Raw genomic sequence first — 26,011 nt, 5'->3', positions numbered from 1 at the left:
GGCCACATCATGACTGGCACTCGGCACGAATGGATCTGATATTGCCTGTGCTGAGCGCGATCTGCAGCCAGCACGACGACTGGGAGCTTGGGTATTCCATATAGGTGCCATCTTCCCGGTCGGCCACCAGCGGCGGACCGTATTTCGTCTTGGCTCTAGCGAAGGGCATGCCAGGACAAACATCGATCGGCGTGCAGTGTTGTGCGGTTGTGCTGAGTATCTCGCCGACACGACGCTCCTCGCCAAGCCAGACTGTCAAACCCGGATAGTCCATGCGGATGCTGAGGAAGTCACCGGTGTCCGTGGTGCGGAGTGGCTTTCCGAGCCTGTGCAGAACGGAGGCCTCCGTATCGCCGAGAGCAATGCCGCCGAGAGAAAGCTCGTTGTCAGCAACCAGTGAAGGCTCTGCAGCCAGCGCGGTGGAGGCACAGAAGACTGCGGCGGCAAGAATCTGTCTCATGAGGCCTAACGTTTGAAGGGTGCTGAGCCACAAGGCGGCATCGGTTTGAGTGAACTGCTCGGCGCGCACCTAGCCAGCGCTACGGTAGGTGAAGATGCCTGCGGCGACGACCTCGTAGCTGGGATCTCCATTGTGATTTGGTATGAACGTTGATGCCGGGTCAAGGATGAAAACACCCTGCTGCTCAACAAAGAACTCGTATGTACAGATGTAGACACCTTGATGATTGCGGTAAACGCGCTTTGGTTTGAGGTTGGTCACAACCTCTGGCCAGCTGGTTTCAGGAATGTCTCCCTCGGGGTGCGCGAGAAGGGCGGCACTCGCCGCGGCCAGACTCTTGGATTGATCGGGGGAGATGGATGGCGTGCAGCCGAGCACGGTTGTCATGAAGGCTATGAGGCATAGCTTGTGTAGTCGCGTCATGGCGCCTAGTGCCTGGGTTGGGTCGAGCCGCGAAGCGGGCTCGGATTGAATGAAGTGTTCCGGCCGCTGCGCGGGATTTGGAGGCACAGGCGCGCAGCGTGCGCATGAAGCCTTCGCGGGACGGCAGCCGGCTCAGCCCGCCTCCGCGAACGCCGGCCGGGTCAGGTTGTCGGCGTCGCCGGTGGTGCACAGCACTTCGTCCTCGATGCGGATGCCGCCATACGGGCGGAACGCATCCACGCGCGACCAGTCCACGCTGGCGGCGTGGCCGTTCTTCTTCACCTCGTCCAGCAGCAGGTCGATGAAGTAGAGACCCGGTTCGATGGTCACCACCATGCCCGGCTCCAGTACGCGGGTCATGCGCAGGTAGGGATGGCCGGCGGGGCGTTCGATGCGGCCGCCGCGGTCGCTGGCGGCGAAGCCGGCCACATCGTGCACCTGCAGGCCGATGGGGTGGCCCAGGCCATGCGGGAAGAACGCCGCGCTCACGCCGGTGGCCACGGCGGCTTCCGGCGACACGGTGATCACGCCGAAGTCCTTCAGGATGCCCATCAGGGTGAGATGCGCATCCACGTGCAGCTGCTTGTAGTCCACACCACTGCGCACGCTGGCGCACATCGCCTGCTGCGCGGCATCGACCGCATCGATCATCGCCTGGAACTCGCTGCCGGTGTCGTAGGCATGCGTGCGCGTGATGTCGCTGGCATAGCCGTGGAAACTCGCGCCGGCATCGATCAGGAAGCTGCGCAACGGGTCGGGCGCGACGCGCTGCAGTTCGGTGTAGTGCAGCACCGCGGCATGTTCGTTCAGGCCGATGATGTTGCCGTAGGGCAGGTCGTTGGCGTCCTGGCCCACCGCCGCGCAGTAGGCCATATGGATGCCGAACTCGCTCTGGCCCGCGCGGAACGCCGCCTCGGCGGCGCGATGGCCGCGCACGGCCAGGCGCTGCGCCTGGCGCATCAGGGTGATCTCGTACGGCGTCTTGTAGGAGCGCTGGTACTCCAGGTACTGGATGACCGGCTCGGGATTGTTCGGTGCGTAATGCGTGCCGGGAGCTGCGCCCAGCGCGCTCTGCGGCTCGCCAAGGATCGCGCTGCGCGCGGCGGGCGGCAGCAGGGCGAGCGCTTCGTCGGGCTTGCGGATGATGTGGATGTCGAAGTGGTCCACCCACCAGCCGCCGGGTGCGTCCGGTACCACATGCCAGTAGTCGAACGGCTGGTAGAAGATTACCTTCGGGCGTTCGCCCGGCGTGTACACCAGCCAGCTGTACGGCATGCGCGTCAACGGCAGCCAGGCCTTGAACTGCGGGTTGACCGCATACGGATAGTCGCGGTCGTCGAAGACCTGCCAGTGCTGCGTACCACTGGGTACGACCAGGTGATCGAAACCGCCCCGCACCAGGGCTTCGTCGGCGCGGCGCTTCATCGTCGCCAGGTGGTCGGCGTAGAGCGGGACGAGGTCGGTGTCGAAGGAGGCGGGGGCGTTCATGGCGGCGGCTCGTGCGAAAGAGCCGCCATTTTGCCGCATCCGGCCCGCGCAGGCCGTGGCGTGGAGCCTACTCGGCCTCGGGCCCGGCATTGACCCACTGGCGCAGGCGCTCCAGCGGCTCGCGGTCGATGGTCAGGAAGCGCAGGCCGGCGAAGGCCTGCCCGGGCGTATTGGCCTGGGCGGACCACAGCAGGTGTGCGCCCACGTCGATCGGCACGTCCTGGCCACGTTCATCGCGCAGGTGGAAGCGCAGCTGGTACAGCGCATCGTCCACCACCGGTTCGGTGGCGACCAGCAGCATGCCCGACTCGGAGAGGTTGCCCAGGCGGCCGATGACCTGTTCGGTCATCAGGTCGAACACGGGAACGGACTTGGGCACGCTGCGTCGGCGGGCACGGCGGAACTCGCGCATCATGCGGCGTCTCCTGCGGCTTCGGTCTCGCCACGGCGGCCAGTGAGGCTGCGCAGCGCGCTGAGGGTGGCGTTCCATGCACGGTCGATCAGGCGGCCGCGGTCTTCGGTGACCACCTGCGCCTGACCCTTGGCCATCAAGTGCGCGAGCGTGTCCAGCGAGTGCTCGCCCACGCGCTGGCCACGCTGGTTGACGAACAGCGCATTGCCGGTGACCGGGCTGAACCACGACAGGCGCTGCCGCTGCAGGTCGCCCTGCTGGTTGCGGGTGAACTCGAACCAGGTGCCGAATGGCAGCGTGCGCAGGTAGTCGTAGCACTCCTGTTCCTGCGGCGTGCGCGGCTGCGCCGGCTTCTTCTTGATCTCGCCCTGGCCACCCAGCCGTGCACGTGCCTTGAGGCGCGCGGTCAGCTCGGTGCGCGACGTGGTTTCATCCTCCTCGGCACTCGACAGGCGACGCGCGATCGCGGCCGCTTCGTCTTCGTGGTAGCCCACCTGCACCAGCGATTTCTCGATCTTGTCGGCCAGCGCGGGGCTCGGTTCCTGCGAGGTGGTGGTGGCGGCGACGATCTCCAGCGTGGTCTGCAGCTGGTCGGTCCACTCGGTGGACGATTCGCCGTTGCGCAGTTGCGTGAGCGTGAGTACGTCGGCCCAGGCCTGGCTGAGCAGGGCCTGCACGAACTTCTGTGGCTTGGCCTCGGCCATCGCGGATTCGATGGTCTCCGCAGCGCGCTGCTTGGCGACTTCCAGCCGGTCCTTGCCGCGTGCGGCCTCGATCTGCCGGCGCTCGGCCAGTTCGGCCTTGCGCGCGGCGGCCTGCAGGTGCTGCTGGACATCGCGGTTGGCGTCCTCGAAGACGGCTTCGTCGCCTTCGTAGGTCTCGACCACCGCCTCGACCGCGCGATGCAGTTTCTGCACCAGCTGCGGGTCCACGTCCTCGTCGCCCAGCCAGGTGGCGCCGGATTCGGCCACCGTGTTGAGCAGGTCGCGCGCCGGGTGCTGCGCGCGCAGGAAGAAGTTGCGGTCGCGCAAGGCGGCCTGCACGACCGGGACCTGCAGCCGCACCAGCATGTCGGCGGCGGGTGCGTCGTGCTGCACCTCGCGCTCGATTTCGTTGTAGAGCAGGTCCAGCAGTTCGAAGGTGTCCGAATCCGCGCTGGCCAGGGTGGCGTTGGGGCCGTGCTTGGCACGTACTTCGGCCAGCATGGCCTGCTGCAGGTCGGCCACGGTGCGACGCGGCTGGTCGGGCGCGCGCGGTGGAAGCGGTGCCGTCTGCAGGGCCTGCAACGTGCTCAACACATCGGGCGTGGGCAGCAGCCGGTGGGCCGGTGCGGCCGGTGCGGTCGCGCCGGTGGCATCGCCCGTCGGGGCGCTGCCCTGGCCGCCGCCCTGGTCACTGCCTTCTCCGGTGCCAGTGCCCCCTCCCTGGCCACCTTGTCCTTCGTGGCCACCCAGGCCGCCGAGGCCACCCGCGCTTCCGTATCCGCCGGAAGCGGCGAGGGCATGGGCATCGGCTTGCAGACCGCCGCGCCGGATGGCGAGCAGCTTCTGCAGCACTTCGAACGAACCTGCGGTGTTGTCGGCCGCCGGTGTTTCCGCCGCAGCCGGTGTCGCGGCGGCGCTCGACGGTGCCGGCGGCGATGACCCGCCGTGACCCGGTTCGGGTGCCCTGCCGTCGGTCATGGCGCCGGCGACAGCCTGCAGCTGGTCCGGCGTCAGCGTGGCCCAGTGCGAAGCACCGGCCTGGCCCTGCCAGGCGGTCATCGGGCGTGGTTCAGCACTGCCTTCGTCGAGCGGGTGCCGCCGTATCGCTTCCTGCACGCGGCCCCGGCGCGGCATGTAGACCAGCCCCGGCAGGATGCCCTCGCGCGACAGGAACTGGTTCACCGTGCTGGCCCACTCGCTGTAGTTCAGCATCACCTTGTGGTCGAAGGTGCGGTAGAGCACCAGCTGCGCATCCAGCGACAGCTCCAGGCACGCCGCAGCGTCCTTCAGCACGTGGCAGAGGCGGTTCGGCCCGAGCGGCAGGGTGTCCGCGTCGTAGGCGGGCGCGCGGGCGAGGACGCCAAAGCGCTGGCCCAGCATCAGGATCTGTGCGTTGCCGCGCTGCTCATGCCGCCGCGCGACTTCGCGCAGCACGATCTCCTGGTCCATCACCGCATCTTCCACCAGCGTCAGTGTCTGGTAGTCAAGGCGGGGCGCCGTCGACGCATTCGCTTCGGCGCGCGGCGCGCGGAGGCCCGCCAGTTCGCCTTCCAGGCCGAACATGTAATGCGGGACCAGTTCGGTGCGGTGCTTCTGCAGGGCGCGCAGGTCGACGAAGATCTGTGTCTGCAGGTGGTTGCTGCGGGCGTGCTCCGCCTGCTTGAACAGCTGCTGCTCGAACTCCACCAGCATGGCATTCAACGCGGTGATGAAGTCCGGCGAGATATGGTCGAACAGGTTCTGCAGCACGCGGCGCACGCGCGGCGGCAGCGCGGCCGATGCGATGGTGGTCGGCGCGGCGGCAGGCGAAGGCGATCGTGGCGCGGTCATCGGTGCAGTGAGCTCCCCTGTAGCCCCATCATTATCACACCCGGCGTTGCCTGCGCATCCATCCGTCGCCACGCGGAGAGGACGTGGGCTTCAGGTGTCGAGGAACAGTTCGATCACGTCGTTGGTGAACCGGCGGCCCAGGGCCGTGGGCCGCACGTGGGTATCGGACAGGTCGAGCCAGCCACGCCGCCGGGCCAGTTCCAGCGCCGCCTCGATCGTTGCCACGGGCAGTCCGGTGGTGGCGGTGAAATCCGCCAGCGCAAAGCCTTCCTGCAGCCGCAGTGCATTGAGCATGAACTCGAACGGGCGGCGCTCCGACGTGATGTCGTCATCGCCGCCGATGGCCTGCGGCGTGCCAGCGGTCGCCAGGTAGCTCGTGGGGTGTTTCACCTTCCAGCGACGCAGGATCTGCGCGGTGGCGCCCACGGTGATCTTGCCGTGCGCGCCGGCGCCGATGCCGATGTAATCGCCGTAACGCCAGTAGTTCATGTTGTGCGCGCAGCGACGGCCGGGCTGCGCATAGGCGCTGACTTCGTAGTGGCCATAGCCGGCAGCGGCAAGCAGTGCCTGGCAGTGTTCCTGCATGTCCCAGGCGTGGTCGTCGTCGGGCATGCCCTGGGGCGGCCGCGAGAAGAACACCGTGTTCGGCTCCAGCGTCAGCTGGTAGTGGGAGATGTGCGCGGGTCGCAGCGCGAAGGCGCATTGCAGGTCATGTTCGGCCATGGCCAGGGTCTGGCCGGGCAGGGCGTACATCAGGTCGAGGTTGATGTTGTCGAGGCCGGCATCCTGCGCCAGCTTCACGGCCTGCTCGGCCTCGCGGCTGTCGTGGATGCGGCCCAGCTTCTCCAGGCTCCCGTCGTCGAAGCTCTGGATGCCGAAGCTGATGCGGTTCACGCCGGCCGCGCGGTAGCTCTCGAAACGGCCATGCTCGGCGGTGCCCGGATTGGTCTCCAGCGTCACTTCCAGCCCCGGTGCGAAGCGCAACCGGCTGCTGGCGGCCTGCAGGAAGCGGTCGATGGCCTCCGGCGGGAACAGGCTGGGCGTGCCACCGCCGAAAAAGACGCTGTGCACCGTGCGCCCCCAGACCAGCGGCAGGTCGTGGTCCAGGTCGCGCAGCAAGGCGTCGACATAGGCATCGAACGGCAGCTCGCCCTTGCCCTGGTGCGAGTTGAAATCGCAGTAAGGGCATTTGCGCACGCACCACGGCATGTGGACGTACAGCGACAGGGGAGGCGGGATCAGCATGGGTCTATTGTAGGAGCGGGCTTCATGCCCCGCATGGGGTACATGCCCGAGACGCTTCGTGCGTGGCCGCAGGGCAATACATCGCGCCCATTTGTCCCGAGGGGGCATGAATACCCCGATGGGGCATGAAGGGCGCGCCTACAGGATCGTCTGCAGCCGCTGCTTCAATCCGGCCAGCGCCTTGCCGCGATGGCTGATGCGGTTCTTCTCGTCCAGCGGCATTTCCGCTGCCGACTGGCCGAACTGGGGGTCGAAGAACACCGGGTCATAGCCATGTCCGCCGGTGCCGCGGCGCTCATGCAGGATGCGGCCCTGCCACTCGCCTTCGACGATCAGCGGTTGCGGATCGTGCGCATGGCGCAGCAGCACCAGGACGCAATAGAAGTGCGCGCCACGTTGTTCGCCAGGCGTGTCCTTCAGGGCGTCCAGCAACTTGTCGATGTTGCGGTCGGCATGGCCGTGCTCGCCGGCGTAGCGTGCCGAATACAGGCCGGGCGCACCGTTCAGCGCGTCCACGCAGATGCCGGAATCATCAGCCAGTGCGGGCAGCCCGGTCTGCAGGCTGGCATGGCGCGCCTTGATCAGGGCGTTCTCGATGAACGTGGCGCCGGTTTCGTCGGCATCCTCCACGCCCAGGTCGGACTGCGCGATGAGTTCGATACCGGTGTCGGCCAGCAGGCTGCGCAGTTCTTCCAGCTTGCCGTGGTTGGACGAGGCGAGAACGAGCTTCATGTCGGATCAGTCCTTGGGTTGCAGCAGGTCCCAGCGGTTGCCGTAGGCATCGCGGAACACGGCGACGGTGGCGTAACTCTCCTCGCGCGGGATTTCGAGGAACTCGATGCCGGCGGCGACCATGCGCGCGTGGTCGCGCCAGAAGTCGTCGGTCTGCAGGAAGAAACCCACGCGCCCACCGGTCTGGTCGCCGATGCGCGCGCGCTGTTCGTCGGTGCTGGCCACGGCCAGCAGGAGGCCGGTTTCGGTGCTGCCCGGCGGGGCGACATGCACCCAGCGCTTGCGGCCCTGATCCGTGTCCTCGCGCAGTTCGAAGCCCAGCGCGCCACAGTAGTGCGCGATGGCGCGGTCGTAGTCGTCGACCAGCAGGGTGACCAGGCTGAGGCGTTGTTTCATGTCGGCTTCCGTGGTGGTGCCCGGTTGTGGGAGCGACGTCAGTCGCGAAGGTCTACGGTGAAGCCTCGTCGTGACTGACGTCGCTCCCACCGCGGATCTCAGCCCGCCAGCGCCGCCCGCTGCGCGGCGAACAGCTCGCCGATGCCCTTCTCGCCCAGGGCGAGCAGCGTATCCAGTTCATCGCGGCGGAACGCGTGGCCTTCGGCCGTGCCCTGCAGCTCGATGAAGCCGCCGCCGTCGTTCATCACCAGGTTCATGTCGGTGTCGCAGTCGCTGTCCTCGGCATAGTCCAGGTCCAGCACCGGCACGCCGCGGTAGATGCCCACCGATACCGCAGCCACCGCGCCATGGATCGGATCGCGCTTGATCTCGTTGCGCGACTTCAGCCAGTTCACCGCGTCCACCAGCGCCACGTAGGCGCCGGTGATGGCGGCGGTGCGGGTGCCGCCGTCGGCCTGCAGCACGTCGCAGTCCAGGGTGATGGTGCGTTCGCCCAGGGCGCCACGGTCCACGCAGGCGCGCAGGGTGCGGCCGATCAGGCGCTGGATCTCCAGCGTGCGCCCGCCCTGCTTGCCGCGCGAGGCTTCGCGGTCGCTGCGGGTATGGGTGGAGCGCGGCAGCATGCCGTATTCGGCGGTCACCCAGCCTTCGCCCTTGCCGCGCAGGAAGCCCGGCACCTTGTTCTCCACGGTCGCGGTGCACAGCACGCGCGTATGGCCGAAGCTGACCAGCACCGAGCCTTCGGCATGGCGGGTGTAGTTGCGCAGGATGCCGACGTCACGCATCTGGTCGGGAAGGCGGGCGCTGGGGCGGGAGAAGGACATGGGGGCATCCGCGATGAGGGGGGCGAAGTCTAGCAGTCCAAGCCGTTTGGCCCGGTTGGTCCCGCCCGCCCCGGTCCGCGCCACGCGTACTGCTAAGATGCGCCGCTCACTGGTCCGATGGGCACCTGCATGATCCGCAGCATGACGGCGTTCGCCACCGCCGAGCGCGCCACCGATGGCGGCTCGCTTGCCGCCGAACTGCGCGCGGTCAACCACCGCTTCCTGGAACTGGGTGTCCGCCTGCCGGATGAACTGCGCGTGCTCGAACCGGCGCTGCGCGAACGGGTGGCCTCGCGCGTCTCGCGCGGCAAGCTGGACCTGACGTTGCGCCTGCGGGCGCCCGAAGGCGAGGGTGCGCTGCAGATCAATCCCCGCGTCATCGCACACCTGTCGGAACTGGCGCTGGAACTGTCTTCGCGCCTGCCCAACCTGCGTACCGAGCTGACCGACCTGCTGCAGTTCCCTGGTGTGCTGCAGAGCAAGGGCGTGGATATGGACGCGCTTCAGGCCGAGGCCCTGGCCTTGCTTGACGCGGTGCTGGACCAGTTCGTCGCGGCGCGCGAACGCGAGGGCGGCAAGCTGGTGGCGGCGATCCTGGAGCGCGTGGACGGCATCGCAGCGCTGGCGGCCGAAGTACGGACCCTGATTCCGCAGATCCGTGCGGGCCAGCGGCAGAAGCTGGAAGTGCGGCTCGCCGATGTGGCGCAGAACATGGAGCAGGGACGGCTGGAGCAGGAACTGGTGCTGTGGCTGCAGAAGCTCGACGTGGACGAGGAGCTCGACCGCCTCGACAGCCACGTCAAGGAAATCCGCCGCGTGTTCACCCAGAAGGAGCCGCAGGGCCGGCGGCTGGACTTCCTGCTGCAGGAATTCAACCGCGAAGCGAACACCCTCGGCTCCAAGTCCGTCGACATCCGCACCACCAACATCGCGGTGGAACTGAAGGTGCTGATCGACCAGATCCGCGAGCAGGCGCAGAACATCGAATGAAGCGCGGAACCCTTTACATCGTCGCGGCGCCGTCGGGCGCGGGCAAGAGCAGCATCGTCAACGCCGTGCTGGCGCGGGACGCGGACATCGCGCTGTCGATCTCGTTCACCTCGCGCGGCGCGCGTCCGGGCGAGCGCCATGCGCAGCATTACCACTTCATCAGCGCCGACGAGTTCAAGGCGATGATCCGCGCCGGCGACTTCTTCGAGTACGCCGAGGTGCATGGCGACTGGAAGGGCACGGCGCGCCAGTCGGTGGAGCCTCAGCTCGACGCCGGCAAGGACGTGCTGCTTGAAATCGACTGGCAGGGCGCCCGCCAGGTGCGCGAGAAGGTGCCGGACGCGGTCAGCGTGTTCATCCTGCCGCCGTCGCGCGATGCGCTGGAGCAGCGCATGCGTGCACGGGGCCAGGACAGCGAGGAAGTCATCCAACGCCGGCTGGCCGCCGCCCGCGAGGAGATGTCGCACTACGCGGAGTTCGACTACGTGATCGTCAATGATGTGTTCGAGACCGCCGTCGAGCAGATGCACGCGATCTTCACCGCCAGCCGCCTGCGCCGGGAGGCCCAGGATGTCCGGCACGCCGGCCTGATTGCCACCCTTCTGGCCGAATAGTGGTCCAGCTGCAGGAGGGGCGTCAGCCCCGACCGCAAGGCAATGGTGTTCGCTGGCCGCTGGCCGCTGGCCGCTGGCCGCTGGTCGGGGCTGAAGCCTCCACCTGTAAGGGATTGGCTTCTAACTAACTGATTTTCAAGGAAAGGCTTGCATTGCCTGGGCCGCCCACCTACAATCGCCGCCCCTTTCCCCATTCACTGGGCGGCCAACAGGCTGCCGGGAGCCCGCATGGCCCGCATCACCGTTGAAGATTGCCTGGAAGTCGTCGATAACCGTTTCGACCTGGTCACGATGGCTGCCAAGCGCGCCCGCCAGCTGGCGAACGGCGTGGAGCCGACCATCGACAACAGCGAACACCAGGACAAGCCCACCGTATTGGCGCTGCGTGAAATCGCCGCCCGCAGGATCGACAACGACCTGATCGACCGCGTCGAGAAGGCCGAGCGCGAGCGCGCCGAGCGCGAGGCGCTGGAATGGGCCGCCGCCGAAGTGGTCGCCGACGACGACCTGTCCAAGGGCGACGACTGAGATCGATCCCGCCTCGGGTTTCCACCGAAACCCGCGATGACCGGAAAGCCCGCGCAAGCGGGCTTTCTGCGTTTCAGGCAGGCGCGCGCGCGTTGCCGTTGCGACGTGACTGGCATAGGCTGGCGGCATGAGTTCAGGTCGCATCGCCAAGGCAGTCCGCACCCCCGCTTCGCCGCACGACGAAACGGTGCCGGAGTACGTCGCGCAGTTCGAGAAGACCGCGCGCTACCTGCCGAAGGACCAGCTGCCGTTGCTGCGGCGCGCCTGGGAGGTCGGTGCCGCCGCGCATGTCGGCCAGACCCGCAAGTCGGGCGAGCCCTATATCACCCATCCGGTGGCGGTGGCCGGTGTGCTGGCCGAACTGGGCATGGACGCGGAAACGCTGATCGCGGCCATCCTGCACGACACCATCGAGGACACGCCGCTGACCGGTGCGGAGATCGCGGCCGAGTTCGGCGAGTCGGTGGCCGAACTGGTGGAAGGCGTCACCAAGCTGGACAAGCTGAAGTTCCGCGACCGGCAGGAGGCGGCGGCGGAGAGCTTCCGCAAGATGCTGCTGGCCATGTCGCGCGACCTGCGCGTGATCATGATCAAGCTGGCCGACCGCCTGCACAACATGCGGACCCTCGGCGCGCAGAGTGCCGAGGCGCGTGGCCGCATCGCGCGCGAGACCCTGGAGATCTACGCGCCCATTGCCCAGCGGCTGGGCATGAACCTGGTCAAGTCCGAGCTGCAGGACCTGGGATTCCGCGCGCTGCATCCCTGGCGGCACGCCGTGATCGAGAAGCACATCCGCAGCCAGCCGGTGATGCGTCGCGAATCGATGGCGCAGATCGAGGCGCACCTGTCGCAGCGGCTGGCGAAGGAAGGCCTCGAGCATCGCCTGGTCAGTCGGGTCAAGACGCCCTGGAGCATCTACAACAAGATGCAGGGCGAAGGAAAAAGCTTCGACCAGGTGATGGACGTGTTCGGGTTCCGCGTCGTGGTCGATTCCGTGCCGTCGTGCTACCACGCGCTCGGCGCCGTGCATGCGCAGTACAAGCCGTTGGATGGTCGCTTCCGCGACTTCATCGCCATCCCCAAGGCCAACGGATACCAGTCGTTGCACACGGTGCTGTTCGGACCCTACGGCTCGCCGATCGAAGTGCAGATCCGCACCACCGAGATGGACCTGATCGCCGAACGCGGCATCGCGGCGCACTGGACCTACAAGTTCGGTACCGATACGCCCAACAGCGCGCAGAACCGCGCGCATGCATGGATCGTCGAGCTGATCGACAACCAGCACGCGGCGGGCTCGTCGCTGGAGTTCCTGGAGAACGTCAAGGTCGACCTGTTCCCGGACGAGGTCTACCTGTTCACGCCGAAGGGGAAGATCCTGTCGCTGCCGCGCAATTCCACCGCGCTGGATTTCGCCTATGCCGTACACACGGATGTGGGCAACCAGGCCGTGGCCTCGCGCGTGGACAAGAAACTGGTGCCGCTGCGTACCAAGCTCGCCAGCGGGCAGAGCGTGGAGATCATCACCGCCAAGTCGGCCGCGCCCAAGCCGCAGTGGCTGGAGTTCGTCGTCACCAGCAAGGCACGTACCGCGATCCGGCACCAGCTCAAGCAACTGGAGCACGAGGATGCCGTGCAGCTCGGCCACCGCATGCTGGACCGCGCGCTGGAGGACCTCGACAGTTCGCTCGAGCGCCTGCCGCAGCAGCGCCTGGAAGCCTTCCTGGCCGAGCACAAGTATCCGCGCCTGGAAGCCTTCCTGGCGGACGTGGCGCTGGGCAACTGGATGCCGGCGCAGGCGGCGCAGGCACTGACCGCGTTCGCCGAGCTGCGCGCCGGCGGCCACTCCAAGCACTCGCAGGAAAAGATACTGATCACCGGCGGCGAGCGCGGCGTGGTCAGCTTCGCGCAATGCTGCCAACCCATCCCGGGCGACGAGATCATGGGTTACCACACGGCCGGCAAGGGCATCGTGGTGCACCGGCTGGATTGCCCCAATGTCACCGAGTTCCGCAAGTCGCCGGAACGTTGGGTGCCGATCGCCTGGGATGCGCGCGTCACCGGCGACTACGACGCCGCCCTGCTGATCGACGTGGAGAATCGTCCCGGCGTGCTGGCGCAGGTCGCCGCGGCGGTCGCCAAGAGCCAGTCGAACATCGAGCGCGTGGAATATCTGGAGCGCGACATCAACGTCGCCGTGCTGCGCTTCTCGATCCAGGTCCGCGACCGCAACCACCTGGCGGAAGTGATGCGGCGGCTGCGGCGCCTCAACGTCGTGCACGGCGTGCGCCGGCAGTGAAGTAGGGCGGGCCCAGGCCCGCCGTCGTGGCGCCCATGTTCGCAATGGCGGCGATCTGCTTGGGTTGCCTGTTTCCATCAATGCGAAGGTGATCGGGTCGCGCGCGATGGCGGGCCTGGGCCCGCCCTACGTAGAATCGGCTATCCACTGAGGAGTCGCCCATGACCAAGCAGATCATCCACACCGATCACGCCCCCGCTGCCATCGGTCCGTATTCGCAGGCCGTGCGCGCAGGCAATACCGTGTACTTCTCCGGGCAGATTCCGCTGGATCCGGCCACCGGCAACCTGGTGGAAGGCGACATCGGCGCGCAGGCCCGCCGTGCTTTCGATAACCTCAAGGCGGTCGCCGAAGCGGCGGGCGGCTCGCTGGAGCGCATCGTGCGCCTGGGTCTGTACCTGACCGACCTGTCGCAGTTCGCGGCGGTCAATGCGGTGATGCAGGAATATTTCGCCGCGCCTTACCCCGCACGTTCGACGATTGAAGTGTCCGGCCTGCCGAAGGGTGCGGCTTTTGAAGTCGATGCGGTGATGGTGCTGGAATGACCGCGGTGTCCGCGCAGCGCTAAGTTTTCTCTGCGCTGCACGGACTCCTGTATCCCGTCGGCAGAGGGGCAGCGGAGCAATCTGCGCTCTACGCGGGGCGCCGTCGCGTGTCGCTGGGCGTGTGCCCGGTCCAGCGTTTGAACGCGCGGCGGAACTCCCGCACATCGTTGAATCCTATCTGGCTACCGACGGTGGCAATGGTGGTTTCTTCGTCGTGCAGAAGTTCCAGCGCACGCTCCGTGCGGACGCGGTCGTGCACCGCGCTGAAGCTGGTGCCTTCCTCGGCGAGCTGGCGGCGCAGCGTGCGTTCGCTGAGATGCAGCGCGGTGGCCACGTCGGTCATCTGCGGATTCTCGCGCAGGCGTGGACGCAACTGCCGCTCCACCGCCGCCGTGGTCTCGCCACGCAACGACATCGCCGTCAGCTGTGCCTGGCATAACGCGAGCGCCTGCCGTGACGTCACCGGGTTGTAGCTGGCGAACGGCAGTTCCAGCCAGCGACGGTCCACCACCATGGCGTGCCGCGGCTGGTTGAAGCGGACCTCGCAACCGAACAGGTCGTCGTAGCGGGCAGCGTAGCGCGGTGCGGGATAGCCGAGTTCCAGCCGCAACGGACGGAAGTCCGGGCCCGCCAGTTCGCGCGCCAGCATCAGCGTGCTGGCGAACATTTCCTCGCACAGGAACGGCAGCAGGTCGGTGGCCTCTTCCGGTGCCGTCGCGATCACGGCCAACGCGCCTACATCGCGGTCTTCCAGTTCCAGGTCCATCAGCGGCCCCAGGTTGCGCTGGTACTCGAGGCCGATCTGCACCGCATCGCCGAACGTGGGCGCGGTCTTCATCGCCAGCCCGAGCAGGCCGAAGTTGCCGCCGTTCTGCTTGCCGCCCATGGCCAGGCCGACGCCATCGATGGGCAAGGTGGGCAGGGCGCGGCGGATGATCTCGCTGGCCTGGCGGTAGGACACGCGGGCCTGCGGGTCGTGGATTTCCTGCACGTTCAAGCGCATGCCGGCGAACCAGCTCTCGGCATTCACGCCGAATTCGCCGGCCAGCAGCACCAGCCCGCACAGCATGTTGGTGGGCAGATTGGCGATCGACAGAGGATTGCCCAGTCCGGTTTTCCAGCGCATCGAAGCCCCTCCAGCTTGTCCGCTTTGCCCCCCTTAGTATGCCGCTCCCGCCCTCCGTGTCATACGTGCCCGCACACCAGACTGGCCTGCACTACGCAGGCGTATGGGAGGGGAGACTCATGCAACGCAGCATTTCCTTGGCGATAGCCGGCGCGCTGGCGCTGCTGGCGGTGGGCTGCCAGCCCGGGACATCCGGGACCGACACCGTCGCGGCCGCCGATACAGGCTTCGCCGCCACCTTGCAGGAGCGCCTGCTGGATGCCAAGCGGGGTGATGTCATCGAAATCCCGGCCGGCCGCCACAGCTTCGACCGCAGCCTGAGCCTGCGCGCCGATGGCGTGACGATCCGGGGCGCCGGCATGGACAAGAGCGTGCTGAGCTTCAAGGGGCAGAAGGCGGGCGCGGAAGGCCTGCTGGTGAACGGCAACGACTTCACCATCGAGAACCTCACCATCGAGGATTCCAAGGGCGACGGCCTGAAGATCAGCGAGTCCGCGAACATCACCATCCGGGGCGTGAAAGTGCAGTGGACCGGTGGGCCGAGCACCAAGAACGGTGCCTACGGCATCTACCCGGTGCTGACGAAGAACGTGCTGATCGAGGACACGGTGTCCATCGGTGCGTCCGATGCAGGGATCTACGTCGGCCAGTCCGACGGGGTGATCGTGCGCCGCAGCCGCGCCGAACAGAACGTCGCCGGCATCGAGGTCGAGAACACGATCAACGCGGACGTCTACGAAAACGTCGCCACCGGCAACACCGGCGGCATCCTGGTGTTCAACATGCCGGGCCTGTCCCAGCAGGGCGGCAACATCCGCGTGTACAACAACAAGGTCATCGCCAACAACCACGAGAACTTCGGCGCCAAGGGCACACCGGTCGCCAGCGTGCCGGCGGGCTCGGGCATCGTCATCAACTCCAACGACGACATCGAAGTCTTCGCCAACGAGATCCGCGACAACGCTACGGCCAACATCATCGTGTCCAGCGTGTATTCCACCGGGTACAAGGACAGCAGCGCCTCGCCCAACTTCGATCCTTATCCCGAGCGCATCTTCATCCATGGCAACACGCTCTCCGGCGGCGGGGATTCGCCCGACGGCTTCGACCTCAAGGCGCTGAAGGTGGCGGTCTACGGCCTGCGCGGCAGCTTTCCCGACGTGCTCTGGGATGGCTACTTCAACCAGGATCGCGTGGTGGATGGCAGGAAGATCGGTCCGCAGATCTGCCTGCGCGATGTCAGCGGCGTGGTCAATGCCGACGGGCCCGGTGGCTACAAGAGCCCTGGCAAGGACATGAAGGCGCACGATTGCGAACTGCCGCGATTGCCCGCAGTCGACCTGAAGCGCGGTTGAGGAAGACGCATGCGGCATCGGTGCACGGCGTTCCTCCTGCTGCTGGTAGCGTGCCTGGTGCTGGTCGCCTGCCAGCCTGCATCCCGTGTGCATTTCATTGCCGAGGGACAGCCGGCGTCCCTGGCGGAGTGGGGTGTGTTGCGGGTCGAAGACGGCTGGTTGCGCCTCAATGATGGCGTGGTGCCCTACGACCTCAATACGCCGTTGTTCAGCGACTACGCGCACAAGCTGCGCACCGTCTGGATGCCGGTGGGCATGACGGCCACCTATCAGCCGGAACGGAGTTTCGACTTCCCGGTGGGCACCATCCTCAGCAAGACGTTCTACTACCCGTTGCCTGCAGGCAAGGCATGGGATGGGAAATCGGTCGCGCGCACGCCGCCGTCATCGTCTTCGCTCGAAGGCGAAGCGCTGGACCTGTCGAAGGTCCGCCTGGTCGAAACCCGCCTGCTGGTGCACCGTGCGGAAGGCTGGGTCGCGCTTCCCTACGTGTGGAACGATGCCCAGACCGAGGCCACGCTGAAGCGCACCGGTGAGCTGGCCACGTTCGACCTGGTCGATGCACAGGGTGGTCGCGAAGTCGCGAACTACCAGGTGCCCGACCAGAACCAGTGCGGCGGCTGCCACATCACCGACAACAAGTCGCGCAAGCTGCTGCCGATCGGGCCGAAGGCCCGCCATCTCAACCGCGACTTCGACTACGCGGGTGGTCGCGACAACCAGTTGGCCCACCTCGCGCGGGTCGGCTATCTGGCCGGCGTACCCGCGCAGCCGCCGCGGCTGGCGGATGCGTCCGATGCGCGTGCTTCGCTCGACGCGCGTGCACGCGCCTATCTCGACATCAACTGCGGGCATTGCCACAGCGCCACCGGTCCGGCCATCACCTCCGGCCTGTGGCTGGATGCGGGCACGCAGGACCGTTTGAAGCTGGGTTTCTGCAAGCAGCCCATCGCCGCGGGCAAGGGCACCGGCAACCGGATGCACGACATCGTGCCAGGCAGCGCGGAGGAGTCTATCTTCGATTTCCGCATGGACAGCAACGATCCCGCGATCATGATGCCCGAGCTGGGCCGGTCGGTCGTCCACCGCGAGGGCGTCGAACTGATCCGCGCGTGGATCAATGCGCAGCCGGGAAGCTGCGATGCAGCGAATGAAACAGACATTCAACCGCCGCCGGCCGTCTGAAGCCGGTATCCGCACAACGCTTCTCGGGAGGGAGTGATGAAAGTGATGCAACGGAATCTGGTCGTGGGTCTGCGTCGCGCACTGTTCGGCGGCTGTGTGGTGCTGGGCACGGGCGGCACGGCCTGGGCGCAGGCCACGCCCGAGGGCGAGCAGCAGGCGACCGACCTGGACACCATCACCGTGACCGCGCAGAGCCGTTCGCAGGAGCTCCAGGACGTGCCGATCGCATTGCAGGTAGTGGATCAGCAACTGCTCGACGACGTGGCGGCGGAAAACCTCGGTGATATCGATGCGTTCGTGCCTGGCCTGGTGGTGGATGCCGTGCAGCCCACGCAACCTTCGTTCCGCCTGCGTGGCGTGGAGACCAGCGACTTCGGCATCGGGACCGATCCGGCGGTCGGCATATTCGTGGATGGCGTGTACGGCGGTCGCGGCGGCGGCGTGTTGCTGCCGTTCCTCGATGTCGAGCGCATCGAGGTGCTGAAGGGCCCGCAAGGCACGCTGTTCGGCCGCAACACGGCAGCGGGTGCGATCTCGCTGGTGACGCGCCGGCCGCAGGACGAAACCGAAGCGCGCCTGCGGTTGCGACTGGGGAACTACGGCAAGCAGTACGCCGATGCGATGTGGAACATTCCCACCAGCGAGACGTCCGCGTTGCGCGTCAACGCGCTGTTCAACCACAGCGATGGCTGGTTCCAGGATGGCGCGACGGGCAAGGACCTGGGGGGAGAGAACGTGTGGGCGGCGCGCGCAGCCTGGCAGGTCCGCATGGGCGAGAACACCACCGCGCTGGTCAGCTGGGACCACGAGAGCCTTGACCAGAACGGCCGGGTGACCACCGGCATCGTGCCGTTGCCGGCCTACCCGCAGCGCCCTCCGGTGCCCGTGGATCCGGACGACTACTTCGATCCGCGCGAAGTTCCGACCTACAGCGATGCGGAGAACGCCGAGTGGCGCACGTTCGACGGCGTCACCCTGATCGTCGATCACGCGTTCACCTGGGGCAACCTGACGTCGACCTCGTCGTGGCGGCAGTACGATTCGCTGAACCAGACCGAGGAGGACGGCACCAACCGGGCTGACCTGTACATCGATTCGGTCAATACCGAAAGCAACGAGACGTTCTACCAGGAGTTCAAGTTCGCCGGCAGCAACGCGCGCCTGGACTGGGTGGCCGGTGCCAGCTTCTTCAAGGAGGATGCCGACCAGACCAGCGAGGTCAACACGAATACCGAGGCGGTGGACAACATCGTGCGCAACCTCGGCGTGGCTTACGAGATGGGCGTGCCGGACGGTAGTCTGTTCAACTTCACGTCCATGCTCGCGCAGAGTGTCGGCATCCCGGTGTCCCTGGTCGGCGACCGCTGGAACGAGCGTTTCACCAATACGTTGTCGACCACCGCGTACGCCGCCTTCGGTGACGTGATCTGGCGCGCGTCCGACAAGCTCAACCTGACCTTCGGCCTGCGCTACACGCGCGACGAGAAGGATTTCACCTGGCTCAACACGCCACGCAATGCACCCGAGCTGGAGGGCAAGCTGGATATGCTGGAATCGCTCGGGTTCTTCGCTGCGCTGGAGCAGATGGGAATTCCGATCACGCGTGAACTGCTGACCTTCGACATGGCGTTCATCGATCCGCCGGCCATGGTGAACAAGGGCGTGCTGGTGCGCGACAAGCGCAGCTGGAGCGATTTCAGCCCGCGCTTCGTCGTGGATTACCACGTCAACGACAGGACGATGGTGTTCGGTTCGCTGGCCAAGGGCTACAAGGCCGGTGGCTTCAATGCACTGCAGATCGGCCCCGCGTTCGAGAACGAGGATGTATGGAACCTGGAGGCCGGCATCAAGCAGTCCTTCGGCCGCTTTTCGTACAACGCATCGCTGTTCCATTATCGCTACGACAACCGGCAGTCGATCCGGCTGATCGATCCTGACCCGAACAATCCGGTCGACATCCCGCGCTTCGTGTTCGATACCGGCGACCTCGAAGCGACCGGCATCGATTTCGACATGCGCTGGAAAGTGACGGATGCATTCACGCTGGATGCGCAGGCAGAATGGATCGATTCCAAGTACAAGGATTACGTGACGCCGGAAGGCATCGACCTGGATGGCGAGCCCACCGGTGAGCCGCGGTTCACCGCGTCGATCGGCGCGGCGTATCGCGTGGACCTGGCCGGACACGGCGATCTGCGCTTCTCCGCACGCCATGCCTACCGCGGACGCAGTCGTTGCAATGCCGGCTCCGACCTGCAAGGCGACTGTGGCGTCAATGCGCTGCTCGATATCGGCGAAGCGCGTGACCGCACGGACATGCGTGTCGGCTGGACAGCGCCAAGCGGACATTGGAGCTGGGCGATCTATGGCAACAACGTGTTCGACAACCAGTACGTGAAGGGCCTGAACACCTACGGGCGCGGACCGCTGGGCGTGGTGGGCGCCACCATCAGCGAGCCGCGTACCTACGGCATGGAAATCGTCGTGAAGTTCTGAGCCGCGCGGAGACGCGCTGGACGTGGGCCCCGGCATCGTGAGGTGCCGGGGTTTTTGTTTCGGGCCGTTCCCGGCATCCTTGCGCCATGCCCGCACGTCGTGAAGCCCCCCCCATCGATCTTTCCGCAGAACCCCTGAGCCGCCTGCCGGGCGTGGGGCCGCGCGTGGCGGAGAAGCTGGCCGCGCGCGGACTGTCGACGATGCAGGACCTCTGGCTGCACCTGCCGCTGCGCTACGAGGATCGCACCGCGCTGACCCCGATCAGGCAACTGCAGCCCGGTGTGCCCGCGCAGGTCGAAGGTCGGGTCGAGGCCGTGGAGCGCGGCTTCCGCTACCGGCCCGTACTGCGCGTGGCCGTGGGCGACGAATCGCATGGCACGCTGGTGTTGCGTTTCTTCCACTTCCGCGCGGCGCAGGTGGCGCAGTTCGCCGTGGGCGCGCGCATCCGCTGCTACGGCACGCCCAAGCCGGGCCAGAACGGGCTCGAGATCGTGCATCCCAGTTACCGTGTGCTGGGCGATGACGACGAGATGGCATTGGGGGATGCCCTCGACCCGGTCTACCCGGCGGTCGATGGCATGGGACCGGCCACGCTGCGCAAGCTGATCGGGCAGGCGCTGGAGCGGCTGCCGGCCGCCGATGCGCTGGAACTCCTGCCCGCACCGCTGCTGGCAGGCCTGGGCCTGCCCTCGCTGCGCGACGCGTTGTTGACGATGCATCGTCCGCCGCGCAACGCCGACGTCGCAGCGCTCGCACTGGGCACGCATCCTGCGCAGCGCCGGCTGGCCATCGAGGAGTTGCTGGCCCATCACCTGAGCCTGCGTCGCCAGCGTCTGGCATTGCAGCAGCGCCACGCGCCCGCGCTGGCGGGGAAGGGCGCGCTGGCGAAAGCGCTGGTCAAGGCGTTGCCGTTCAAGCTGACGGGCGCGCAGCAGCGCGTGTTCGCGCAGATCCGCGAAGATGTCCGCAAGCCGTCGCCGATGTTGCGGCTGGTGCAGGGCGATGTGGGCAGCGGCAAGACCGTGGTGGCCGCGCTGGCGGGCATGCTCGCGGTGGAAGCGGGCAAGCAGGTGGCGCTGGCGGCGCCCACCGAGTTGCTGGCGGAGCAGCACCTGGCCAACCTGCGTGCCTGGCTGGAGCCGCTCGGCGTGCGCGTTGCGTGGCTGGCCGGCAAGGTCACCGGCAAGGCGCGTGCGAACGTGCTGGCGCAGGTGGCGTCCGGTGAAGCGCAGGTGGTGGTGGGCACGCATGCGCTGATGCAGGAGGCGGTGACCTTCCACGACCTTGGCCTGGCCATCGTGGATGAGCAGCATCGTTTCGGGGTGCACCAGCGCCTGGCGCTGCGCGACAAGGGGGCGGGCGAGCACCATGTGCCGCACCAGCTGGTGATGACGGCCACGCCGATCCCCCGCACGCTGGCGATGGCGGCGTACGCGGATCTGGATGTATCGGCCATCGACGAACTGCCGCCGGGGCGCACACCCGTGCAGACCGTTGCGCTGAGCGCGGAGCGGCGGCCGGAACTGGTGGAACGCATCCGCACCGCCTGCGCCGAAGGACGCCAGGCGTACTGGGTGTGCACGCTGATCGACGACAGCGACGAAGTCGTCGCGCAGGCGGCACAGACCACGTTCGAAACGCTGTCGGCCTCGCTGCCCGCGGCGCGTATCGCGCTGGTGCACGGGCGCATGAAGGCAGCGGACAAGCAGGACACGATGCGGCGCTTCAAGCAGGGCGAAGTGGACCTGCTGGTCGCGACGACGGTGATCGAAGTCGGCGTCGACGTGCCCAACGCGTCACTGATGATCATCGAGAACGCGGAGCGCCTGGGCCTGGCCCAGTTGCACCAGTTGCGCGGTCGCGTCGGTCGTGGCGCGGCGGCGTCCACCTGCGTGCTGATGTACCAGCCGCCCCTGTCGATGATGGCCAAGCACCGGCTCGCGACAATGCGGCAGACAAACGACGGCTTCGTCATCGCGGAGAAGGATCTGGAACTGCGTGGCCCCGGCGAATTGCTCGGCACGCGGCAGACAGGGCTGGCGGCCTTCCGCGTAGCGGATCTGGCGCGTGATGCGGCCCTGCTGCCACAGGTACATGCGCTGGCTGAGCGGTTGCTCGCCGACGACCCCGGGGCGGCGGATCGCGTGATCCAGCGCTGGGTCGGCGGCGCGGCGCGGTACGCGTCCGCGTAGCCCGCTTCTTGTAGGAGGGGCTTCAGCCCCGAGGCTCTTCGGCCAGCCAACTGAAGCCAGATCGAAAAGCATCGGGGCTGAAGCCCCTCCTACAAGACGCGCATGCTTCCATGGCGCCGCCTGCGGTGCGAGACTCGGCGGCCGAGAAGACGAAGAGAAGACGATGACGGATAGGATTCCCCTGCTGATCGACACCGACCCCGGCGTCGACGATGCGTTGGCGTTATTGATGGCGTTCAATGATGCGCAGCACGACATCGTCGGCCTGACCATCGCGGCCGGCAACGTGGGCCTGCAGCACACCGTGCGCAATGCGCTGAAGCTGTGTGAAGTGGCCGGTCGCGAAGACATTCCCGTATTCGCCGGTGCGCCTGCGCCGCTGCTGCATCCATCGCCGGATGCGGGCTACGTGCATGGGCAGGACGGCTTCGGTGATGTCGGCTTCCCGCCGGCTGCGCGCCAGGCGGAAGCCGAACACGCGGCGCTGGCGATCCTGCGCCTGTCGCACGAACACGCGGGCCGGCTGGTGCTGGTCGCACTGGGGCCGCTGACCAACATCGCGCTGGCGCTCAAGCTGGACCCCACGCTGCCCCGGCGGATCGCACGCTTCGTGGTGATGGGGGGCGCGGTGACCTGCCACGGGAACATCACGCCGGCGGCCGAGTTCAATTTCTTCTTCGATCCGGAAGCGGCGCACCTGGTACTCGAGGCGTTCGAGCGCTACGACCTGGCCGACTGGGAGGCCACCATCGCCCACGGTCTCCATCATGAGCGGGTGGCGGGCTGGCTGGGTGCGGATTCCGACCGCGCCCGCTTCTACGACCGCATTTCCGAGAAGACCCGCCTGTGGTCCGCCGACCGACGTGGCGACCACTGGTATGCGGCCGATGCCCTGGCCATGGCCTTCGTGCTGGCACCGGAGGGGGCGCTCGAACTGGCCGAACGGCCGCTGGCCATCGAACTGGCGGGTGTCCAAGCCCGCGGGGCGTCCATCGTGGACTGGCGCCGAGAAGGCGGACGGCCCGACAAGGCCAATATCCTGCTGCGCTACGACCAGCAGCGGTTCGAGGCGCTGATCCAGGCGGCCCTGGCGGCGGTCTGAAGCGCGGGTTGCGCCGGACCGGGAGGGCGGTCTACAATGCCGCTCTTCCATTCCCGCGACACGGTGTGCCCGCCATGAAGGCCGACATCCATCCCAATTACCGCGAAGTCGTCTTCCACGACGTGACCTCCGATTTCAAGTTCCTGACCCGCTCCACGCTGGGCAGCAAGGAAACGACGAAGTGGGAAGACGGCAACGACTATCCGCTGATCAAGGTCGAAATCTCCTCGGCTTCGCACCCGTTCTACACGGGCAAGCACAAGGTCATCGACACCAGCGGCCGCATCGACAAGTTCCAGAAGCGCTACGCGCGCTGATCGAACCGTCGTTCGCCTGATCCGCCTGCGGCCGCGCCTAGTGCGCGGCCGTTCGCGTTTGCGCGTCCCCGATGATGCGCGGCGCCGGAACGCACGGTTGCGCCAGCGGCCTCATTCTTTGGTCTGACTTTGGTGCTGTATCGAGCGACGGCTCCAAACCCGCTGTGCGATAATTCGGGTCATCCAAGGTTCACTCCCTGGACTCCCGTCCCGCGCCGCCCGGCCTCCGGCCGGCGTTACCCCACGAAGGAGCGCACACTGTGTCCGAACTTGACCAGGTCACGCTGAATGCCGGCGACAAATCCGTCGTCCTGCCAGTCCTGAAACCCACGCTTGGCAACGACTGCGTCGACATTTCCAAGCTGACCAAGGAAACGGGTCTTTTCACCTACGACTCCGGTTTCACCGCTACCGCCAGTTGCAAGTCGGCCATCACCTACATCGATGGCGACAACGGCGTGCTGCTGTACCGCGGCTACCCCATCGAGCAACTGGCGCAGCATTCCAGCTTCCTGGAAGTGTCGTACCTGCTGATGAACGGCGAACTTCCGACCAAGGAAGAGTTCGCCGGCTTCGAGCACGAAGTCACGCATCACACGATGATGCATGAGTCGCTGAAGAACTTCCTGCACGGCTTCCACTACGACGCGCACCCGATGGCCATGCTGGCCGGCACGGTCGCCTCGCTGTCGGCGTTCTACCACGACACGCTGGACCTGGAAGATCCCGAGCAGCGCCGCCTGGCCGCCATCCGGCTGCTGGCGAAGATGCCGACCCTGGCCGCCGCTGCCTACCGCTACTCGATCGGCTGGCCGATCCGTTATCCGCGCAACAACCTCGAGTACGTCGACCGCTTCCTGCACATGATGTTCGAAGTGCCGAGCGAGCCGCTGGAACTCAATCCCGTGGTCGCCAAGGCGCTGGACCTGCTGTTCATCCTGCACGCCGATCACGAGCAGAATGCATCGACCTCGACGGTACGCCTGGTGGGTTCGACCGGTGCGAATCCGTACGCCTCGGTTGCCGCCGGCATCACCGCCCTGTGGGGCCCCGCGCATGGCGGCGCCAACGAGGCCGTGTTGAAGATGCTGGAGGAAATCGGCGATGCGAAGAACGTCGCTTCCGCCGTCGCCAAGGCCAAGGACAAGGAATCGGGTTTCCGCCTGATGGGCTTCGGCCACCGCGTCTACAAGAACTTCGATCCGCGCGCCAAGATCATCCGCGAGATGACCCACAAGGTGCTCGGCGAGCTGGGCGTCGACGATCCGCTGCTGGAAGTGGCGATGAGGCTGGAAGAAGCGGCGCTGAAGGACGAGTACTTCATCCAGCGCAAGCTGTATCCCAATGTCGATTTCTACAGCGGCATCATCTACAAGGCGCTGAAGATCCCGACCGAGATGTTCACCGTCATGTTCGCCATCGGCCGCACCGCCGGTTGGGTGTCGCACTGGCTGGAACAGCAGGTCGATCCGGAAGCCAAGATCGGCCGTCCGCGCCAGATCTACACCGGCTACGCACCGCGCGACTACGTGTCGGCCGACAAGCGCTGAGTGCTCCTGCCGTGCCACGAGAAAGGCCCCGCGAGGGGCCTTTTTCTTTGTGCGTAAGGCGCGGCACTGGGGTCAGCGCACTGGCACGTCCGGCAGGTCCAGCAGCGCCTCCTTGCCGCCGCGCAGGCGCGGGGCGGTCGCGGCGACGATGTCGTGCGGAAAGCCTGGCGGGATGGCGCTGGCTTCCTCCAGGCGCGCGCGCTGCGGTGCGCTCAAGGTGACCGCGGTTGCGGCCAGGTTGTCCGCCAGCTGTTCCGGCGTGCGGGGACCGATGATGGGCAACACGCCACGCCCCAGCACCCATGCGATGGCGATCTGGCCGGGCGGAAGGCGGGTTTCCTCCGCGACGGCAAGCACCGCATCGACCGTCGCCGTCTTGCGGGCGTCGCTCTCGCCGTGGATCACCACGCCCAGGCCCTGCGCGCGTCCGGTTTCACCCTTGCGGTACTTGCCTGTCAGCAACCCGCCACCAAGCGGCGACCAGCCCACGGTGCCCAGGCCGAAAGCGCGGGCCATCGGGAGCAGTTCGCGCTCCACGGTCCGTTCGACCAGGCTGTATTCCAGCTGCACGGCGGAGATGGGCGCCCAGCCGCGCAACTCGGCCAAGGTGGCGGCGGTCGCCACCCGCCAGGCGGGGAAGTCGGAGAGTCCCGCGTAGACGATCTTGCCGGCACGCACCAGCGCATCCAGTCCGCGCGCGATTTCCTCGACGGGCGTGTGGCCATCCGGCATGTGGACCCACAGCAGGTCGATACGGTCGGTCTTCAGGCGGCGCAGGCTGCCCTCGACCGACTGGATCATCGTCTTGCGGCTGTTGCCGGTCTCCTGCAGTCCGGCGTCGGCGCGCGCCCCCAGCGAGAACTTGGTGGCCAGCACGAGCGCATCACGGTCGCCGGCAATGAACTCGCCAACCATCTCCTCGGACTGGCCGAACTGGTACTGGTCCGCGGTATCGATGAAGTTGCCCCCGGCATCGCGATAGTGGGCGTAGATCTGCGCCGCGTCCTCACGGTCGCTGCCGTAACCCCATCCTTTGCCGAAGTTGCCGGTGCCCAGCGCGAGTGTTGAAACGCGCAGGCCGGTGTTGCCGAAGACGCGGTAGCGCATGCTCCCCTCTCCCGACGATGCCGCCGCTGCATGGTGCGGGCGTGCGAAGCGGGAAGTGGACGCCGACCGGGCGGCGGCGTCTTGCACGGCG

23 protein-coding genes and 1 pseudogene are annotated in these 26,011 nt (G+C 66.9%); 12 read left to right on the top strand and 12 right to left on the bottom strand.

What is annotated here, in order from left to right; translation table 11 throughout:
- Window positions 1–7: 7 nt before the first annotated feature.
- The 9 genes from ACIPRS_RS08440 to rph all read right to left on the bottom strand — a co-directional run bounded on the left by ACIPRS_RS08440 (window position 8) and on the right by rph (window position 8,514).
- A complete protein-coding gene (locus tag ACIPRS_RS08440) occupies window positions 8–460 on the bottom strand; it encodes a hypothetical protein (RefSeq protein ID WP_446538222.1) in 453 nt (150 codons plus the stop codon).
- Between the two features lie 69 nt (window positions 461–529).
- Entirely contained in the window at window positions 530–847 is a 318-nt protein-coding gene (locus tag ACIPRS_RS08435; protein WP_446538221.1) for a hypothetical protein, read from the bottom strand.
- 168 nt (window positions 848–1,015) lie between these two features.
- Entirely contained in the window at window positions 1,016–2,371 is a 1,356-nt protein-coding gene (pepQ, locus tag ACIPRS_RS08430) for a Xaa-Pro dipeptidase (RefSeq protein ID WP_446538220.1), read from the bottom strand.
- Between the two features lie 67 nt (window positions 2,372–2,438).
- Complete coding sequence (locus ACIPRS_RS08425) at window positions 2,439–2,786, bottom strand: PilZ domain-containing protein (protein ID WP_192202128.1); 348 nt, start codon at window positions 2,784–2,786, stop codon at window positions 2,439–2,441.
- A complete protein-coding gene (locus tag ACIPRS_RS08420) occupies window positions 2,783–5,317 on the bottom strand; it encodes a DUF1631 family protein (protein ID WP_446538219.1) in 2,535 nt (844 codons plus the stop codon). Before ACIPRS_RS08420 ends, ACIPRS_RS08425 begins: the two co-directional genes overlap by 4 nt.
- A 90-nt stretch (window positions 5,318–5,407) precedes the next feature.
- A complete protein-coding gene (hemW, locus tag ACIPRS_RS08415; RefSeq protein WP_446538218.1) occupies window positions 5,408–6,562 on the bottom strand; it encodes a radical SAM family heme chaperone HemW in 1,155 nt (384 codons plus the stop codon).
- 138 nt (window positions 6,563–6,700) lie between these two features.
- Window positions 6,701–7,294, bottom strand: a complete 594-nt coding sequence (rdgB, locus tag ACIPRS_RS08410; RefSeq protein WP_192202125.1) for an RdgB/HAM1 family non-canonical purine NTP pyrophosphatase — start codon at window positions 7,292–7,294, stop codon at window positions 6,701–6,703.
- 6 nt (window positions 7,295–7,300) lie between these two features.
- A complete protein-coding gene (locus ACIPRS_RS08405; protein ID WP_337731600.1) occupies window positions 7,301–7,690 on the bottom strand; it encodes a VOC family protein in 390 nt (129 codons plus the stop codon).
- Window positions 7,691–7,788: 98 nt separating this feature from the next.
- Window positions 7,789–8,514: a ribonuclease PH gene (rph, locus tag ACIPRS_RS08400; protein ID WP_446538217.1), complete on the bottom strand. Its 726-nt coding sequence runs from the start codon at window positions 8,512–8,514 to the stop codon at window positions 7,789–7,791.
- A 129-nt stretch (window positions 8,515–8,643) separates the two neighbouring features.
- Between rph and ACIPRS_RS08395 the strand changes: the two genes are divergently transcribed.
- The 5 genes from ACIPRS_RS08395 (at window position 8,644) to ACIPRS_RS08375 (ending at window position 13,490) form a co-directional block, all read left to right on the top strand.
- Window positions 8,644–9,504: a YicC/YloC family endoribonuclease gene (locus ACIPRS_RS08395; protein WP_337731598.1), complete on the top strand. Its 861-nt coding sequence runs from the start codon at window positions 8,644–8,646 to the stop codon at window positions 9,502–9,504.
- Window positions 9,501–10,118, top strand: coding sequence for a guanylate kinase (gene gmk, locus ACIPRS_RS08390; RefSeq protein WP_192202121.1), 618 nt, complete (start codon window positions 9,501–9,503; stop codon window positions 10,116–10,118). Before ACIPRS_RS08395 ends, gmk begins: the two co-directional genes overlap by 4 nt.
- A 228-nt stretch (window positions 10,119–10,346) precedes the next feature.
- Window positions 10,347–10,646, top strand: a complete 300-nt coding sequence (gene rpoZ, locus ACIPRS_RS08385) for a DNA-directed RNA polymerase subunit omega (protein ID WP_142125611.1) — start codon at window positions 10,347–10,349, stop codon at window positions 10,644–10,646.
- Window positions 10,647–10,773: 127 nt separating this feature from the next.
- Complete coding sequence (locus tag ACIPRS_RS08380) at window positions 10,774–12,945, top strand: RelA/SpoT family protein (RefSeq protein WP_446538216.1); 2,172 nt, start codon at window positions 10,774–10,776, stop codon at window positions 12,943–12,945.
- A 161-nt stretch (window positions 12,946–13,106) separates the two neighbouring features.
- Window positions 13,107–13,490, top strand: a complete 384-nt coding sequence (locus ACIPRS_RS08375) for a RidA family protein (RefSeq protein ID WP_446538215.1) — start codon at window positions 13,107–13,109, stop codon at window positions 13,488–13,490.
- A gap of 88 nt (window positions 13,491–13,578) precedes the next feature.
- On the opposite strand, the gene ACIPRS_RS08370 is transcribed toward ACIPRS_RS08375, so the two are convergent.
- On the bottom strand, window positions 13,579–14,616 hold the full coding sequence (locus ACIPRS_RS08370; protein ID WP_446538214.1) for an AraC family transcriptional regulator: 1,038 nt from the start codon (window positions 14,614–14,616) through the stop codon (window positions 13,579–13,581).
- Between the two features lie 119 nt (window positions 14,617–14,735).
- Between ACIPRS_RS08370 and ACIPRS_RS08365 the strand changes: the two genes are divergently transcribed.
- From ACIPRS_RS08365 to recG, 4 genes are all read left to right on the top strand, one after another.
- Complete coding sequence (locus tag ACIPRS_RS08365; RefSeq protein ID WP_337731594.1) at window positions 14,736–15,971, top strand: parallel beta-helix domain-containing protein; 1,236 nt, start codon at window positions 14,736–14,738, stop codon at window positions 15,969–15,971.
- A 9-nt stretch (window positions 15,972–15,980) separates the two neighbouring features.
- Complete coding sequence (locus ACIPRS_RS08360) at window positions 15,981–17,156, top strand: SO2930 family diheme c-type cytochrome (protein WP_446538213.1); 1,176 nt, start codon at window positions 15,981–15,983, stop codon at window positions 17,154–17,156.
- Window positions 17,157–17,192: 36 nt separating this feature from the next.
- On the top strand, window positions 17,193–19,652 hold the full coding sequence (locus tag ACIPRS_RS08355) for a TonB-dependent receptor (protein ID WP_446538212.1): 2,460 nt from the start codon (window positions 17,193–17,195) through the stop codon (window positions 19,650–19,652).
- Window positions 19,653–19,738: 86 nt separating this feature from the next.
- On the top strand, window positions 19,739–21,844 hold the full coding sequence (gene recG / locus ACIPRS_RS08350) for an ATP-dependent DNA helicase RecG (protein ID WP_446538211.1): 2,106 nt from the start codon (window positions 19,739–19,741) through the stop codon (window positions 21,842–21,844).
- 15 nt (window positions 21,845–21,859) lie between these two features.
- Here recG and ACIPRS_RS08345 read toward each other — a convergent pair.
- A pseudogene (locus ACIPRS_RS08345) lies at window positions 21,860–22,102 on the bottom strand (DUF6053 domain-containing protein); the annotation flags it as partial.
- On the opposite strand from ACIPRS_RS08345, the gene ACIPRS_RS08340 reads away from it, so the two are divergent.
- The 3 genes from ACIPRS_RS08340 to ACIPRS_RS08330 all read left to right on the top strand — a co-directional run bounded on the left by ACIPRS_RS08340 (window position 22,008) and on the right by ACIPRS_RS08330 (window position 24,813).
- Window positions 22,008–22,946, top strand: coding sequence for a nucleoside hydrolase (locus ACIPRS_RS08340; RefSeq protein WP_446538210.1), 939 nt, complete (start codon window positions 22,008–22,010; stop codon window positions 22,944–22,946). The pseudogene ACIPRS_RS08345 and the gene ACIPRS_RS08340 sit on opposite strands and share 95 nt — an antisense overlap.
- A 74-nt stretch (window positions 22,947–23,020) precedes the next feature.
- Window positions 23,021–23,263 carry a type B 50S ribosomal protein L31 gene (locus ACIPRS_RS08335; protein ID WP_055940095.1) on the top strand — a complete coding sequence of 81 codons (243 nt, stop codon included), beginning with the start codon at window positions 23,021–23,023 and terminating at the stop codon, window positions 23,261–23,263.
- Window positions 23,264–23,523: 260 nt separating this feature from the next.
- Window positions 23,524–24,813, top strand: coding sequence for a citrate synthase (locus ACIPRS_RS08330; protein ID WP_446538209.1), 1,290 nt, complete (start codon window positions 23,524–23,526; stop codon window positions 24,811–24,813).
- A 72-nt stretch (window positions 24,814–24,885) separates the two neighbouring features.
- On the opposite strand, the gene ACIPRS_RS08325 is transcribed toward ACIPRS_RS08330, so the two are convergent.
- Window positions 24,886–25,920 carry an aldo/keto reductase gene (locus ACIPRS_RS08325; protein ID WP_446538208.1) on the bottom strand — a complete coding sequence of 345 codons (1,035 nt, stop codon included), beginning with the start codon at window positions 25,918–25,920 and terminating at the stop codon, window positions 24,886–24,888.
- Between the last annotated feature and the right edge of the window lie 91 nt (window positions 25,921–26,011).

The organism is Pseudoxanthomonas sp. LARHCG66 (genome assembly GCF_052871755.1).
This window is presented reverse-complemented; position numbering and strand designations above follow the sequence as displayed.